14 protein-coding genes are annotated in these 15678 nt (G+C 69.8%); 6 read left to right on the top strand and 8 right to left on the bottom strand.

Features of this window, described 5'->3' with window-relative positions; all coding sequences use genetic code 11:
- Positions 1–1149, bottom strand: a complete 1149-nt coding sequence (locus Q1B08_RS03855; RefSeq protein WP_299815040.1) for an anhydro-N-acetylmuramic acid kinase — start codon at positions 1147–1149, stop codon at positions 1–3.
- Positions 1150–1212: 63 nt separating this feature from the next.
- On the opposite strand from Q1B08_RS03855, the gene tyrS reads away from it, so the two are divergent.
- Positions 1213–2466, top strand: a complete 1254-nt coding sequence (gene tyrS, locus Q1B08_RS03850; RefSeq protein ID WP_299815037.1) for a tyrosine--tRNA ligase — start codon at positions 1213–1215, stop codon at positions 2464–2466.
- A 69-nt stretch (positions 2467–2535) separates the two neighbouring features.
- Positions 2536–2790: a hypothetical protein gene (locus Q1B08_RS03845; protein WP_299815034.1), complete on the top strand. Its 255-nt coding sequence runs from the start codon at positions 2536–2538 to the stop codon at positions 2788–2790.
- Between the two features lie 78 nt (positions 2791–2868).
- Here the strand turns inward: Q1B08_RS03845 and Q1B08_RS03840 are convergent, their stop codons facing one another.
- From Q1B08_RS03840 to Q1B08_RS03810, 7 genes are all read right to left on the bottom strand, one after another.
- A complete protein-coding gene (locus Q1B08_RS03840) occupies positions 2869–3420 on the bottom strand; it encodes a peptidylprolyl isomerase (RefSeq protein ID WP_299815031.1) in 552 nt (183 codons plus the stop codon).
- Positions 3413–3913, bottom strand: a complete 501-nt coding sequence (locus Q1B08_RS03835; protein ID WP_299815028.1) for a peptidylprolyl isomerase — start codon at positions 3911–3913, stop codon at positions 3413–3415. Before Q1B08_RS03835 ends, Q1B08_RS03840 begins: the two co-directional genes overlap by 8 nt.
- A gap of 117 nt (positions 3914–4030) precedes the next feature.
- Positions 4031–4753 (bottom strand): DUF533 domain-containing protein, encoded by a 723-nt coding sequence (locus Q1B08_RS03830; RefSeq protein WP_299815025.1) that lies wholly within the window; start codon positions 4751–4753, stop codon positions 4031–4033.
- Positions 4754–4835: 82 nt separating this feature from the next.
- A complete protein-coding gene (locus tag Q1B08_RS03825; RefSeq protein WP_299815022.1) occupies positions 4836–7193 on the bottom strand; it encodes a TRAP transporter large permease subunit in 2358 nt (785 codons plus the stop codon).
- A gap of 48 nt (positions 7194–7241) precedes the next feature.
- Positions 7242–8180, bottom strand: coding sequence for a TRAP transporter small permease subunit (locus tag Q1B08_RS03820; protein ID WP_299815020.1), 939 nt, complete (start codon positions 8178–8180; stop codon positions 7242–7244).
- Between the two features lie 168 nt (positions 8181–8348).
- Positions 8349–9434 (bottom strand): TRAP transporter substrate-binding protein, encoded by a 1086-nt coding sequence (locus Q1B08_RS03815; protein WP_299815017.1) that lies wholly within the window; start codon positions 9432–9434, stop codon positions 8349–8351.
- A 260-nt stretch (positions 9435–9694) separates the two neighbouring features.
- Positions 9695–10285, bottom strand: coding sequence for a lytic transglycosylase domain-containing protein (locus Q1B08_RS03810; protein ID WP_299815014.1), 591 nt, complete (start codon positions 10283–10285; stop codon positions 9695–9697).
- Positions 10286–10497: 212 nt separating this feature from the next.
- Between Q1B08_RS03810 and ssb the strand changes: the two genes are divergently transcribed.
- From ssb to trpE, 4 genes are all read left to right on the top strand, one after another.
- Positions 10498–10998 carry a single-stranded DNA-binding protein gene (ssb, locus tag Q1B08_RS03805; RefSeq protein WP_299815008.1) on the top strand — a complete coding sequence of 167 codons (501 nt, stop codon included), beginning with the start codon at positions 10498–10500 and terminating at the stop codon, positions 10996–10998.
- 23 nt (positions 10999–11021) lie between these two features.
- Positions 11022–12221, top strand: coding sequence for an aminotransferase (locus tag Q1B08_RS03800; RefSeq protein WP_299815005.1), 1200 nt, complete (start codon positions 11022–11024; stop codon positions 12219–12221).
- A 67-nt stretch (positions 12222–12288) separates the two neighbouring features.
- Entirely contained in the window at positions 12289–14139 is a 1851-nt protein-coding gene (locus Q1B08_RS03795) for a SurA N-terminal domain-containing protein (RefSeq protein ID WP_299815002.1), read from the top strand.
- A 1-nt stretch (position 14140) separates the two neighbouring features.
- Positions 14141–15643, top strand: a complete 1503-nt coding sequence (gene trpE / locus Q1B08_RS03790) for an anthranilate synthase component I (protein ID WP_299814999.1) — start codon at positions 14141–14143, stop codon at positions 15641–15643.
- Positions 15644–15678 lie beyond the last annotated feature (35 nt).

The following is a 15678-nucleotide window of genomic DNA, read 5'->3' as shown; positions in this document are numbered from 1 at the left end:
TTATCGCGAGCCTTCGCCGGCTATGCGTCGTTCGCCGCCTTGTCTAGCACCCGGACCCGGATCGTAAAGCACCCCGGCCCCGCCCGAGACCCGGCCGCCGCAAAGGGGCATCGCCACCCCGGTCGTGCCGGGAAAGCTCGTCGGCAGGCGGCGCAGGACGCGCACGGCAAGGAACGCGAAGGCCTGCGCCTCCAGCATGTCGCCGTCGAGGCCCGCCGCCTCCACCGACGCGACGGCCAGCGGGAGCGCGTCGAGCGCCGCCATGATCGCCGGGTTCCGCCGCCCGCCGCCGGCGATCAGGAGCCGCTCCGGCGGCGCGGGACATCGCGCGAGCGCCCGCTCCACCGTGGCGGCGATCACCGCGACCCAGGTGGCCGCCGCGTCGGCGGGCGGCAGCGCGTCGATCGGCGTTCCCGCCCAGGCGTCGCGGTCGAGCGACTTGGGCGGCGGGCGCTCGAAATACGGATGTCGCAGCAGCGTGTCCACGAGGTCCGTCCGCGCCGTTCCCTCCCGCGCCAACGCGCCGTCGCGGTCGAAGCGCCCCCCCGTGTGACGCTGGCAAAGATCGTCGATCGGCGCGTTCGCGGGCCCGGTGTCGAAGGCAAGAAGCGCGCCCGCCGCCATCATCGGCCGGGCGGGATCGATCCAGGTAAGGTTGCCGACCCCGCCGAGATTGAGGAACGCCACCGGACGCTCGGCGCCCACATGACGCGCGCAGGCGTGGTGAAAGGCCGGGGCGAGCGGCGCCCCCTCGCCGCCCGCGGCGACATCGGCGCTGCGGAAGTCCCAGACCACGGGCGCGCCGAGCGCCTGCGCCAGCCGCGCGCCGTCGCCGGCCTGATGCGTCCGGCCGCCCGCGGGATCGTGCGCCAGCGTCTGCCCGTGGAAGCCGACCGCGCCGGGTCGCGCGAAGCCGTCAAGCAGACGCAGATGCACGTCCTCGACCACGCGCGCGGCCTCCGCCACGCCGTCCTCCCCGGGCCAGTGCCCGAGGGCGGCGCGAAGGACGTCCCGCTCCGCGCTCGTATATTCGACGTAACCCGTGTCCCCGAAGGCCACGATCGTCTCGCCGTCCGTGACGAGCTCTGCCGCGTCCACCCCGTCGAGCGAGGTGCCGGACATCGCGCCGAGCGCACGGATCGCGTCCATCGGCTTTTCCTCCCGTCGTCCCCGCGCTAGAGCGGGCCTGCCTCCAGCGATAGCGGAACGATCATGACCTACCACCCCAAATCGGATTTCATGCGCGTGATGATGGAGCGCGGCTTCCTGGCCGACTGCACCGATTATCAGGGGCTCGACGAGGCGTTCGTCGCCGGGACCGTGCCGGGCTATATCGGCTTCGACGCCACGGCCCGGTCGCTGCATGTCGGCTCTCTGATCCAGATCATGATGCTGCGCTGGCTCCAGAAGACCGGCGGCAAGCCGATCGTGCTGATGGGCGGCGGCACGACCAAGGTGGGCGATCCGAGCTTCCGCGCCGACGAGCGTCCGCTGCTCGGCCCCGAGCAGATCGACGCGAACATCGCCGGCATCCGCGAGGCGTTCGCGCATTACGTGACCTTCGGGGACGGGCCGACGGACGCGATCATGGCGAACAACGCCGACTGGCTCGACGGGCTGAACTACCTCGATTTCCTGCGCGACGTCGGCCGGCACTTCTCGGTCAACCGGATGCTGGCCTTCGAGAGCGTGAAGTCGCGGCTCGACCGGGAGCAGTCGCTCTCCTTTCTCGAGTTCAACTACATGATCCTGCAGGCCTACGACTTCCTCGAGCTGCACCGCCGCCATGGCTGCCTGCTGCAGATGGGCGGGTCGGACCAGTGGGGCAACATCGTGGGCGGCATCGACCTGACGCGCCGCATGCTCGACGATCAGGTGTTCGGCCTGACCTCGCCGCTCCTGACGACGTCGGACGGACGCAAGATGGGCAAGTCGCAGGGGGGCGCGATCTGGCTCAACGCCGAGCTGCTCTCGCCCTACGAGTTCTGGCAATTCTGGCGCAACACGACGGATGCCGATGTGGGGCGGTTCCTGAAGCTCTACACCGAGCTGCCGGTCGAGGAATGCGACCGGCTGGGCGCGCTCGAAGGGTCGGAGATCAACGCGGCCAAGATCAGTCTCGCGAACGAGGTCACCGCCCTCCTCCACGGTTCCGACGCCGCCGCCGCGGCCGAGGCCACCGCCCGCGAGGTGTTCGAGCGCGGCGGCACGGGCGAGGATCTGCCGACGGTCGAGCTCGGCGCGCACGAGGTCGTGGACGGCATCTCCGTCGTGCAGCTCATCGTCCGCACGGGCCTGGCGAAGTCGGGCAAGGAGGCCAAGCGTCTGATCGCGGACGGCGGCGCGCGTATGAACGACGCGGCGCTGACCGATCCGGGGCTGGTGCTCGACGCCGGTGCGCTGGCCGTGCCGCTCAAGCTTTCGGCCGGGCGCAAACGGCATGCGCTGGTCCGCCTCGGCGATTGATGCGAAGGGAACCGGCCCCGCGCCGGGGGGTTGGTCAAGACAACCGCCGCAACCGCAACGAGGTCCGCCATGAGCGCCCCGAACACCAATGTCGAAAAGCAGTCCCGCCGTCATGCCGGTCCGATCATCGGCATGGCCGCGGGACTGGCCTTTGTCGCGATCATCCTGGTCGGGTATTTCTTCTGGGTCGCCAGTCCGAGCACCGAGGAAGCGGACACGATCGACGGCAACGACGCGCAGATCGTCGATCCGCAAACGGTCGGAGACGAGCCCACCGTCGATCCGACCGCGCCCGTCTCGACCGAAACCGTCGACGGCAACTGATCGGCGCTTCGCCGGACCGGACGAAGAAAGGGCCGCCCATCTGGGCGGCCCTTCGCGTTCAGGCGTCGCGCGGTCGGGTCACTCGGTGACGCGCACCGCTTCCATGATGTCGGGGCTGTCGGACACGGCGCCGCTTCCCCCCTCGCCCCGCTTGATCGCGTCGATCACGTCCATGCCATCGGTCACCTCGCCGATCACGGTGTATTGCCCGTCCAGATGCGGCGCGGGGGCGAACATGATGAAGAACTGGCTGTTGGCAGAGTTCGGATCGGCGGCGCGCGCCATGCCGACGGTGCCACGCCCGAACGGGCGGTCGGAGAACTCCGCCGGCAGGTCCGCGCGATCGCTGCCCCCGGTCCCGGCGAGGCTCAGGTCGCCGCCCGCGCGCCCGTACTGGACGTCGCCGGTCTGCGCCATGAAGCCGTCGATCACGCGGTGGAACACGACGCCGTTATAGGCGCCGGATTCGGCCAGCGCCGCGACCTGTTCCACATGCTCGGGCGCGGCATCCTCGAACAGGTCGATGACGACCGTGCCGGACGCCCCTCCCGCCACGTCGATCTCCAGCCCGGTCGCGAGCGCCGGGCCCGCGCCGGCGATCAGGGCGAGACCACAGATCAGATTACGCATCGGCGGCCACCTTCACGCTGATCATCTTGTCGGGATCCGCGGGCGGCTCGCCACGAGTGATCTTGTCGACATGCTCCATCCCCGCGATCACGCGGCCGTAAACCGTGTATTGCCGGTTCAGGAAATGATTGTCGGCGAAGTTGATGAAGAACTGGCTGTTGGCGGAATCCGGGTTCTGGCTGCGCGCCGCGCCCAGCGTGCCGCGGTCATGCGGGATGCCGGAGAACTCCGCCTTCAGGTCGGGCTTGTCGCTGCCGCCGGTGCCGGCGCGGGCGGCGTTGCCGCCCTCCTTCCCGTGCTCCACGTCGCCCGTCTGGGCCATGAAGCCCTCGATCACGCGGTGGAACAGGACGCCGTCATAAGCGCCTTCGCGGGCCAGTTCCTTCATCCGGGCGACATGGCCCGGCGCCACGTCGGGGAGAAGCTCCACATGCACCGGCCCGTCCTTGAGCTCGATGACGATGGTGTTCTCGGGGTCCTTGATCTCGGCCATTGGGGCCTCCTCTCTGGGTCGTTCGCAGCAGCTAGGGCATCGGGCCGGCGAGGGAAAGGCGCCGCGGCCCGAGGGCGGCGCCTGGCCGGTTTCGGGCCCCGACGGGTCGGTCAATCCTCAGACGGGCTTGCCGGCCGCCTGATGGAGCGAGGCGACCTCGTTCGCGTCGAGCGACAGGGCGGTCGCGAAGCGCTGCAGGAAGTCGCGCTCCGAAGGCCGGTCCGGGTCGATGGCCGTGAGGGCCGCCGAATAGACCTGCGCCTCGCCGCCATGGGGCACGTCGCGGGCCAACCGCTCCGGGTCGACCGGTTCGCTCAGGGCGGCGTTGAGCGCGGCGCGGTCGGCCTCCGTCTCCGCATCGCCCAGGATGTCGTCGAGCACCCTGCGCTCCTCCGGGTCGATCTCCCCGTCGGCGCGTACCGCCTGGCCGATGGCGCGGACCATCGCCGCCGCGGTCGCCTCGTCCTCGGGCCCCTCTTCGACGCGGCGCATCGTGTCGGCCTCGCTCTCGCCCTGCCCCATCGCGGCACCGCCGCCCGCCATCGCGGCCAACCCGCCGAGCAGGCCACCGAGCCCGCCGGACGTGCCCGACATGCCGGCCCCGCCGGTCGTCGCGGAGGTGCCCATGCCGCCGGAGCCGCCGAGCATTCCCAGAATCCCGCCGAGACCGCCGGTCCCGCCGGAACTTGCCGGGCGCTGCATCGTGCCGGCCTGCCCGGTCTGCCCGCCGGACAGCATGTCGCGTATTCCATTCATTCCGCCGCGCGACCGGAAGGTCTGATAGCCCTTTGCCGCGGCGAAGGCGACGGCCATCCTCATGGCGGTTCTCTTCAGTGACATGACGCAAGTCTCCCTCTCGTTCGTCAGACCGGAGAGTAGTGCGGCGAAGCCGCGGACCAAGGCGGCTCCGTCGCTCGCGGCGTCAGCCCGCCGGCAGCAGATTCGGCACGATCGTCACGATGCTCGGGAACAGCCACAGAACCAGCAGGCCCACGACTTGGATCAGCACGAAGGGGATGACGCCCCGGTAGATGTGGCCCGTCGAGACGCTCGGCGGCGCCACGCCGCGCAGGTAGAACAGCGCGAAGCCGAAGGGCGGCGTCAGGAACGAGGTCTGGAGGTTCACGGCGATCATGATCGTGACCCATTTCGGGTCGAACGTGCCGCCGTAGATCACCGGACCGACAATCGGGATCACGATGTAGATGATCTCCAGGAAGTCCAGGACGAAGCCCAGCACGAACAGCACCAGCATCACGACGAGAAACACCCGCAGCTCGCTGTCGAAGGAGCGCAGGAAATCCTGAACGTAATGCTCGCCCCCGAAGGAGATCAGCACGAGATTGAGCAGTTGCGAGCCGATCAGGATGGTGAACACCATCGAGGTCACCTTCGCCGTTTCCCGCACCACCGGGCCGAGCACGCCGGAGCGCAGCAGGACCCAGCAGGCGTAGAGCAGTCCCAGGAAAGCGGCATGATAGGCCACCTGCGCAACGACCATGGCGACCGCGTCGCCGAAGGTCGTGGAATCGATGCCGGTCCGCAGGTCGAAGTTGATCCCGAACAGGAGCATGACCACGACGGCGAGCGAGGCGAGCAGGATCGGCGCGGCGGACGAGCCCTCCTCCCGCAGCTTGCGGTAACCGGCCAGCATGATCGCCCCGGCCGCGCCGAGCGCCGCGGCGGGCGTCGGATTGGTGATGCCGCCGAGGATCGAGCCCAGCACGGCGACGATCAGGACGAGCGGCGGGAACACCACCTGCAGCAGGTCGTTCCGCGCCAGCCGCCCGACGGCGGGGATCATTCCGACCATCGTCACGGCGAACGGAACGGCTATGAGCGCGAAGGTCGCGCCGGGCGACGTGGTGGGTCCGACGAGGAGGATGTCGAGCGCAAGGGCGAACGCGACCCCCGCCGCGCCGATCAGCAGCGGGCGGCCGTCGGCCAGCGGGTCCACCCCCCGCGCCACCGCGAGAACGAGGCCGAGGCTGAGGAAGATCACCGCGATGCCGGTGCCGATCGGGGCGGCGTTCCGGATGGCGGCGGCGCGCACCTCGACGAGCTGTTCCTCGGTCAGGCGTTCCGCCTGCTGCACGCCCCCGGCCGCGTCGATCGCCGTCTGCTCCTCCGTCGCGCGATCCCAGGCGGCCTGTCCGTGCAGGTCGATCATCGCGGCCCGGCATTCGGGCGAGACGTTGGTGCGCAGGGAGGCGGTCGCGCCGGTTTCGGAAAAGCTGCCGACCGTGACGTCCTGCGAGCCGATCACACCCGTCGCGCCGAGCGCCACCGCACCGAGGATCAGCGCGGCCGGCACGCCCAGATACCAGGTCAGCGCCTCGTTCCGCGTGGTCAGGGAAGGCCGGCCGCCGCCGAAGGTGACGGGCGGCGCCTTCGCCGGATTGAGGAGCGCGTAGCCGAACGCATAGGCGGCGTAGAGCCCCGCGAGCAGGATGCCCGGCAGGAGCGCGGCCTGAAACAGGGTACCGACCGAGACCACGGCCGGCTCGCCCAGATAGGTGAGCGCGTCGGTGCAGCCGGCGGAGGCGGCCCGGGCCTCCTGCGCGGTGGAATAGATGTCGCCCGCGAGCGTTCCGAGCAGGACGATGACGATGGAGGGCGGAATGATCTGCCCCAGCGTTCCGGAAGCGGCGATGACCCCGGTGGCGAACTCCGGCGAATAGCCGTTGCGGAGCATGGTGGGCAGCGCGAGGAGGCCCATCGTCACGACGGTCGCGCCGACGATCCCCGTCGAGGCGGCGAGGAACGCACCGACGATCACGATCGACACGGCAAGCCCCCCGGGCAACGGCCCGAACACCCGCGCCATCGTGGTCAGGAGGTCGTTGGCGATCTTGGATCGCTCCAGAGTGATGCCCATCATCACGAACATCAGCACCGCGAGCAACGTCTCGATGGAGGCGCCCGCGATCACGCGCTCGTTCATGCGGTTGACGATGAAGCCGATATTGCGGTCGAGCGCACTCTCCCATCCCTCGGGAAAGAGCGGCACTTCGATGCGCGGAAGCTCCGGATAGCGGAAGACCGAGACCGCGTCGCGCACGACCCCTTCGGCAAGCAGCGCGGAATATTCCGGGGTGCTCGTATCGATCGCCTGGTGGAGGAGGATGCCCGCGCTGTCGAGCGCGGCGATGATGGCGAAGCTGATCGTGCCCGCGCCGGCGATGGCGAAAGCCACGGGGAAGCCCGACATGATCCCGCCGAAAAGGCAAAGGAACACGATGATTAGGCCGATCTCCACGCCGTCCAGTCCGAATAGCATCTTTCGTCCCTCCGGGCGTTTCTCCGCCCTTCACGTCTCCGGGTGTCGTCAGTGGGTCTCGGCGACCCGCGCGGCGGTCTCGTCGCCGAGCACGTCGCGGTCGAGGAAGCGTCCGGCGCTGGTCTCCCCCTCGCGGTATTCGAGCCAGCTGCGCCAGAAGAACACGCAGGCCTGCGCGAAGGCGGTGGCGACGAATGCGAGGATCAGGACCTTGAACAGGAAATAGGCGTCGAAGCCGTTCGGGCTGAACCCGATCGTCTCGACGTTCCAGCGCACGGCGCGTGCCTTCATCAGCATCCGGTCGAGCGGATCGGAGGCGGAGGTCGCCGGCGTGATCATGCTGCGCCAGAAAAAGAACCAGCTGTAGAGCCAGATCAGCACCAGCGCCGGCATCATGAAGACGATGGCGCCGAACATGTCGACCGCCCGCTTGGCGCGGTGGCCCACGGCGGAATAGACGAGATCGACGCGCACGTGCCCGCCCTGGATGAAGGTCCAGGCGACGCAAAGACAGACGATCATCGCGTTGTAGAGCTTCAGCTCCTCCGAGAACCACGACAGGTCGCGCGTGAAGCTCGTCCCGAGGGGTCCGATGCTGATCTCGGAGACGCGGAAGATACGCTGCAGGAAGACGATCATCACCTGCTGCAGGACCATCAGCAGCCCCGCCCAGGCCGCGATCCGGCCCAGCCAGTTCAGCGCGAATTCCAACCCGCGCACGAGGCGCCAGCCGAAGCGGCGGGAGAACCCGACGCCGATCGTGAGCAACGCGAAGGCGGCGAGGACGATGAAGAGCAACTCGACGCTGGCGCCATAATAGATCAGGCGCAGCAGCGATTCCTTGTCCTCCGGCGTCTCGAAGGACCGGGTCCAGGCGAGCCAGCTCGCCGGATGCGTGACCGCATAGCCGAGGTTGTAGAACGCCAGCGCGAATTGCATGGCGATCCGGGCGATGCCGCCCCCGACGGCGGTGAGGATGTCGAGCATGTCGCCCCCAGACTACAACTTGCGGGGCGACGCGGTCCCGCCATCACGGCCGATCGGCCAGTCTTCCGCCCCGCTGCCGCGATGCCCTTCCACGCGCCGGCCCTGACCGTATCGGCCATGCCGCACGGGGCGGGCGGCCGCGAACGGCCGCCCGCCTCGGATCCGTCTTCAGATGTCCAGTATCCGGTCGCGCTGCCTGGTATAGGCGCCTTCGGACGTTTCGATCCACTGGGCGCTCTTGCGCATCGAAGCCTGATAGCTGTCGAAGATCTTCTTGTAGAGATCGTCGCCCATGTATTGCTGATACACTTCCTGCGAGGCGGCCCCGAGCGCATCCCAGACGGCGTCGGGGAAAGTCAGCGTCCGGACGCCGGCCTGTTGAAGCCTCTGCAACGCGGCCGCGTTGTTCGCCACGAAGAGCGACAGCGTCCAGCTATTGGCGGCGCGGGCCGTCTGCTCGATGATCTGCTGATGCGCGGTCGGAAGCTCCTCGAAAACGTCGCGGTTGACCGCGAGGCTGATGCCCGGACCGGGCTCGCCGGAGCTCGCGGTGTAATAGATCTTGGTGATTTCCTGGAAACCCGCCGTCTCGTCGGCCCAGGGCCCGATCCAGTCCACCGCGTCGAGGGCGCCGGAACTCAGGGCCTGATAGACTTCGGCCCCCGGAATGTTCTGAACGGACGCGCCCAGCTTGGCGAACACTTCCCCGCTCTGCCCGGGGGCCCGCATCTTGAGGCCCTGGAAATCCTCGGGGGCGTTGATCTCCTGCCGGAACCAGCCGCCCGCTTGCGCGCCGGTGTTGCCCGCGAGGAAAGACTTGAGACCGAATATCTGGCCGAGCTCGTCATGCAGCTCCTGTCCGCCATCCTGATAATACCAGTTGTGCAGCTCCTGCGGCGTCATCCCGAAGGGCAGCGACGTGAAGAACTGGAAGGCCGGATGCTGGCCGGTGAAGTAGTAGTCGGCGGCATGATACATGTCGGCCTGACCGGACGTGACCGCATCGAAGGACTCGAACGCGCCGACGAGCTCGCCCGCCGCCTTCAGATCGACCGTCAGAGCTCCGTCCGTCATCGCGGTGATCTTGTCGGCGCAGTATTGCGCGCTGTCGTGGACGCCGGCGAGGCCGCGACCCCAGGTGGTGACGAGCGTGAGCGTCCGGTTGCCCTGCGCGTAGGCGGGGGCGGCCAGCGCGGCGGTCCCGGCGGTTCCGGCGCCGATGGTCGAGTTCTTCAGGAATGAACGACGGTCCATGATCCCTCCCTTTGTTTCGCCTGGCCGCTCTGCCCCTTCGGCGGACCGGCCGCCCCCTTGACGGAGCGTGGCGGGACACTAGTGAACTCGTCGGACGAGGCAAGGACCGAAATCGGCGGTCGTCGTCCCGCACACGGCCGCACGGGCGGCACTCCGTTTCGCGGATCGCATGGATCCGCCTTCGGCCCCGCATCGTCGCGCCATGGGAAACGCCATGTCTCGTTGTCGCGGGGCGGCGTCGTCCGCCCCCCGGCACGGGCCTAGCCCTGCCCCAGAATGATCCGCACATAGTTCCGCGTTTCCCGGTAGGGCGGCACGCCGCCATGCCGTTCCACCGCGCCGGGGCCTGCATTGTAGGCGGCGAGCGCCAGCCGCCAGGAGCCGAACTCGCGGTATTGCAGCGCGAGATAGCGCGCACCGCCTTCCAGGTTCTGCTCCGGATCCATCGGATCGACGCCCAGCGTCGCCGCCGTCGCGGGCAGAAGCTGCGCGAGGCCCAGGGCCCCCTTGTGGGACCGCGCGGACGGGTTCCAGGCCGATTCCTGCTGTACGAGCCGCAGGAACAGATCCTCGGGGATCCCGTGCCGCCGCGCGACCGATCGGGCCGTGCCGACATAGGCCGAGCGCTGATTGCCGTTGTAGCGGGGAATGTTCTCGCCGCCGCCGGGAAGCTCGGGCCGCCTGGGGGCGAGTCGGTCGGAATGCGCGTATTGCGACGACAGCCGGCGATCCATCAGCGCGGTCTGGCTTTCGAACAGGGTGCCGCGGGAACGGGAGGAGAAGGTCTGCGCCTCCGCCGCGCCGGTCGCGAAAACGGCGGCGCAAAGCGCCGCGAGGCACGTCGTTCGCATCTGTATCGCTCCCCCGCCGCCGGTCCCCGTCCCGGCGCCGTCCCTTTGCCGGGACGTGCGCCCGTCCGAGGCCTAGCCGATTCCCGGCCATCCGCCAAGCCTCGGCCCCGCGACCTGCCTCCACGTCCCGCCCGCCCACGCGATCCCGTGGACAGCCGGCAGCGGGGATGGTCAAAGGGCCGGCAAGGGAATCGAAGCAAAGCGAGGACACGATGGCCGGCAGCGTGAACAAGGTAATCCTGATCGGCAATCTGGGCCGCGACCCGGAAACGCGGACGTTCGGAAACGGAGGCAAGGTCTGCAACCTGCGCATCGCCACCTCCGAGACGTGGCGCGACAAGAATTCGGGCGAGCGGCGGGAAAAGACCGAATGGCATTCGGTCGCGATCTTCAACGAAGGGCTTGTGCGGATCGCCGAGCAGTACCTCAAGAAGGGCTCCAAGGTCTATCTCGAAGGCCAGCTGCAGACCCGCAAATGGCAGGACCAGTCCGGCGCCGACCGCTACTCGACCGAGGTCGTGCTGCAGGGCTTCAACGCCACGCTCACCATGCTCGACGGTCGGGACGGACCCCAGGGCGGCGGCGGAAGCGGCGGCGGCGGTGGCTACAGTGGCGGTTACGACGACCGCGACGGCGGCCCATCCGGCGGCGGTGGAGGTGGCGGTGGCGGCTACGGTGGCGGGTCCGACCTCGACGACGAGATCCCGTTCTGAGGCACCCGGCGGAGGTCGTCCCGATGCTGCGCAACCTGAACCCCTATCTCGCGGCAACGTCGGGCCCCCCGGTCATGGAGGCGCGCCGCTGGATCGAGGGCGCGACCTTTCCCGAGGATCGCCCCCTCCTCAATCTGAGTCAGGCCGCGCCCGCCGATCCCCCGCCCGAGCCGATGCGCCGGGCCATGGCGGAACTGGTCATGGCCGACCCGTCCGTGCATCTCTACGGTGCCGTGCTGGGCCTGCCCGAGTTGCGCGCGCGCATCGCCGGTGACTGGTCGCGGGGCTACGGCGGAACGGTGCGACCGGATCAGGTCGCGATCACCTCCGGTTGCAATCAGGCTTTCACCGCCGTGCTCGCGACGCTGGCGCGGGCGGGCGACAACGTGGTGCTGCCGGTGCCGTGGTACTTCAACCACAAGATGTGGCTCGACATGGGCGGCATCGACGCGCGCCTGCTGGAGACCGACCCGGACCTGCTGCCCGACCCCGAGCGCGCCGCGGCGCTCATCGACGACCGCACCCGCGCCATCGTCCTCGTCACGCCGAACAATCCCGGCGGCGCGGAATATCCGGCCGAAACGCTCGACGCGTTCCGCGACCTCGCCCGCGCGCGGGGCATCGCGCTGATCGTCGACGAGACCTACCGCGACTTCGATGCGCGCGAAGGGGCGCCGCACGGCCTGTTCGCGGACCCTGACTGGGACGACACACTGATCCAGCTTTATTCCTTCTCCAAGGCCTACCGCCTGACCGGGCACCGGGTCGGCGCCGTCTGCGCGGCACCGGCGCGGCTGACGGAGGTGGAGAAATGGCTGGATACCGTGGCCATCTGTCCGAACGGCCTGGGCCAGCGGGCGGCGCTCTGGGGGATGGAGAACCTCGGCGACTGGCTTGCCGGCGAACGCGCGGAGATCCTCGCGCGACGGGCGGCGATGGAGGCGGGCTTCGACACCCTGCCCGACTGGCGCCTGATGGGCTGCGGCGCGTATTTCGCCTACGTCGCCCATCCGTTCGCGGACGCGTCCGACCGCGTGGCGCGACGATTGGTGGAGACGTCGGCGCTGCTCACCCTGCCCGGCACGATGTTCGGCCCGCGTCGCGAAGCGGGTGGGACCGGGCGGGCCGAAGCCACGCTGCGCATCGCCTTCGCGAATGCCGACCGCGCGGGGATCGCCACGCTGTTCGCACGTCTCGCGGAACTCGATCCGACGGGGCCCTGACCCCCTCCCGGCTTGTCACCGCCCGGCCCGCCCTTTATCACCGCGCGGACGCGACGGAGGGCGGACCATGGCCGAAGAACCGAGGAAGAAACGCAAGAAGTCGAACTTCGCCGTCTGGGCGGTGCTGGCGCTTCTGATCCTCGCGCTCGGCGGGTTCGGGATCGGCGGGTTCGGCGGCTCGGCCCAGAACGTGGCCGAGGTCGGCGACCGCGAGATCACCGTGCAGGACTACGCCAACGCGATACAGGCCGAGCAGGCGCGGCTGGAGCAGCAGACGGGCCAGCGGCTGTCCATGCAGCAGATGCAGGCCTTGGGGCTCGACCGGCAGATCATGGAGCGGCTTCTGGCGCGCGCGGCGCTCGGGCACGAGGCCGACCGGCTCGGCGTGTCCGTGACCGACGCGGTGGTCGCGCGTCGCATTCGCGCCACCCCGGCCTTCCAGGGCGTCGACGGTGGCTTCGACCGCGAGGGCTACCGCTTCGCGCTGCGGAACGCCGGCTTCGACGAGCGCGGCTACGAGCAGCAGATCCGCGACGACGCCGCCCGCGAGATCCTGCAGGCGGCCATCGTCGGCGGGACCGAGGCGCCCGACGCCTATACCGACCGGCTTGCCGCGTGGATCGCGGAAACGCGGGACGTCACGCTTGCCACGGTCACGGAGGCGGACCTGCCCGGCGGGCTGGGCGGTCCGACCGGGGCCGATCTCGAAGCGTTCTACGACGCCAATCCCGAGAGGTTCGAGACGCCGGAACGCCGTGCGATCACCTATGCCTGGGTCACGCCCGACCTCCTCGCGACCGAGATCGAGCCGGACGAGGAGACGTTGCGGCAGCTCTACGAGGATCGCGCGGACGAGTTCCGCCAGCCGCCGCGCGTGTTGGCCGAGCGACTGGCCTTTCCCGACGCGGCAACCGCGCAGACGGCGCGGGATGCGATCGCGGCGGGCGAGACCGACTTCGACACGCTCGTCGCCGAGCGCGGGCTCACGCTCGAGGACGTCGATCAGGGAGAGCTCGCCCGGGGCGACCTTGCCCCGGAGGTCGCCGAGGCGCTGTTCGGGGTCGAGGAGCCGGGCGTGGTCGGTCCGGTCGAGACGCCGCTCGGCCCCGCGCTCTACCGCGTGAACGCCCTGCTCGACGCGACCGAGGTTCCGTTCGAGGACGTGCGGGACGACCTCGCCTATTCCTTCGGAATGGATTCCGCCGGGCGCCGGATCGACGCGGCACGCGAGGATATCGAGGATCGGCTCGCCGGCGGCGCGACGCTGGAGGAGCTCGGCGCGGAAACCGACATGGTGACCGGCGCGCTGGAATGGGACCCCTCCGTCTCCGAGGCCATCGCGGGCTACGAGGAGTTCCGCGAGACCGCCGCAGAGGCGCAGGTGGACGACTTCCCGGAGCTCCTGCCGCTTTCGGACGGCGGCCTTTTCGCGCTGCGCCTCGACGCGGTGATTCCGCCGGCCGTGCCGCCGCTCGAGGACATCCGCGAGGAGGTCGCGGAGGCGTGGCGGACGGACACCCTGCGCCTCCGTCTCGCGGAACGCGCGGAAACGCTGGCCGGGGACCCGACCCCCGACGTCGCCACCGTGCCCGAGAGCCTGACGGGCATCGCCCGCGACGCGACGGTCGAGGGCCTGCCCCCCGCGTTGATCGACCGGATCTTCACCGCCGAGCCGGGCGACATCTTCGCCTTCGAGGGCGACGACGAGCGGGCCTTCGTCGTGCGCCTCGACGCGGTGAACGACGCCGATCTCGCGGAGGGCGAGGCCGCGGAACTGCGCCAGGCGGTGCGCCAGCAGACCGAGAGCGAGATTCAGAGCGACCTGTTCGGCGCCTATGCCCGCGCGATCGAACTCGAGGCCGGGTTCAGCATCGACGCCCAGGCGATCGCGGCGGTCCAGTCGCAGCTCGGCGGCTGAGATGATCGCCCCCGAATTCGCGCGGTTCGAGGCCGCCCATGCGCGGGGCGAGAACCAGGTCCTGTGGCTGCGCCTGCCGGCCGATCTCGACACGCCGGTCTCGCTGATGCTCAAGCTCGCCGAGGCGCAGCCCCATTCCTTCGTCCTCGAATCCGTCACCGGGGGCGAGGTCAGGGGGCGCTACTCCATCGTCGGCATGCGGCCCGACCTGATCTGGGAATGCCGCGGGCGGACCAGCCGGGTGAACCGCGCCGCCCGCGACGACGGCGAGGCCTGGGAGGATGCGGGCGAACCGCTCGCCGCGATCCGTTCACTACTCGAGGAAAGCCGCATCGACCTGCCCGAAGGCCTGCCTGCCGCCTCGGCCGGCCTCTTCGGCTTTCTCGGCTACGACATGATCCGTCTGGTGGAGCATCTGCCCGACATGCCCCCCGATGCGCTCGACCTGCCCGACGCGATGCTGATGCGGCCGTCGGTCGTGGCCGTGCTCGACGGGGTGAAGGGCGAGGTGACGCTGGTCGCGCCCGTCTGGCAGGATGGCGAGACGGCGGCGCAGCCCGCCTATGCCCGTGCGGCGGAACGGCTGCAGGACGCGCTCGCCGCTCTGGGCCGCGCCGTGCCCGAGGCGCGCGACATGGCCGAGCCGTTCGACCTGCCCGAGCCGTCCTGCAACTTCACCAAGGCTGCCTACGAGGCCGCGGTCGAGCGGGCGCGGGACTACATCGCCGCCGGCGACATCTTCCAGGTCGTGCCGTCGCAGCGCTGGACCTTCGACTTCCCGCTGCCGCCCTTCGCGCTCTACCGCGCGCTCCGGCGCACCAATCCCTCGCCCTTCATGTTCCACTTCGACATGGGCGGCTTCCAGATCGTCGGCGCCTCGCCGGAGATCCTCGTGCGCGTCTTCGGCTCCGAGGTGACGATCCGCCCGATCGCCGGCACCCGCCCCCGTGGGGCCACGGCCGAGGCGGATCGCGCGCTGGAGGCGGAGCTTCTCGCCGACCCGAAGGAGCTGGCGGAGCATCTGATGCTGCTGGATCTGGGCCGCAACGATGTGGGCCGGGTCGCGAAGATCGGGACCGTCCGGCCCACGGAGCGGTTCGTGATCGAACGCTACAGCCACGTCATGCACATCGTCTCCAACGTGGTGGGGGAGCTCTCCGCGGAGCACGACGCGCTTTCGGCCCTGCTCGCCGGTCTGCCGGCGGGGACGGTATCGGGGGCGCCGAAGGTTCGCGCGATGGAGATCATCGACGAGCTCGAGCCTGAAAAACGCGGCGTCTACGGCGGCGGCGTCGGGTACTTCTCCGCGGGCGGCGACATGGACATGTGCATCGCGCTCAGGACCGGGGTGGTGAAGGACGGCAAGCTCTACGTGCAGGCGGGCGGCGGCGTGGTCCACGACAGCGATCCGGAAGCCGAATGGCAGGAAAGCGTCAACAAGTCGCGCGCGCTCAGGATGGCGGCGGCGGAGGCTGGGCGCTTCGTGCCGCGCCGCAATCGCTGACGGGATCGCCCGGAACTCGCCCGCGCCTCCGGCGG

The sequence above is a fragment of the uncultured Jannaschia sp. genome (assembly GCF_947494025.1).
Lineage (GTDB): Bacteria > Pseudomonadota > Alphaproteobacteria > Rhodobacterales > Rhodobacteraceae > Jannaschia.
The sequence above is the reverse complement of the archived record's forward strand: the minus strand, read 5'-3'. Positions and strand labels throughout refer to the sequence as shown.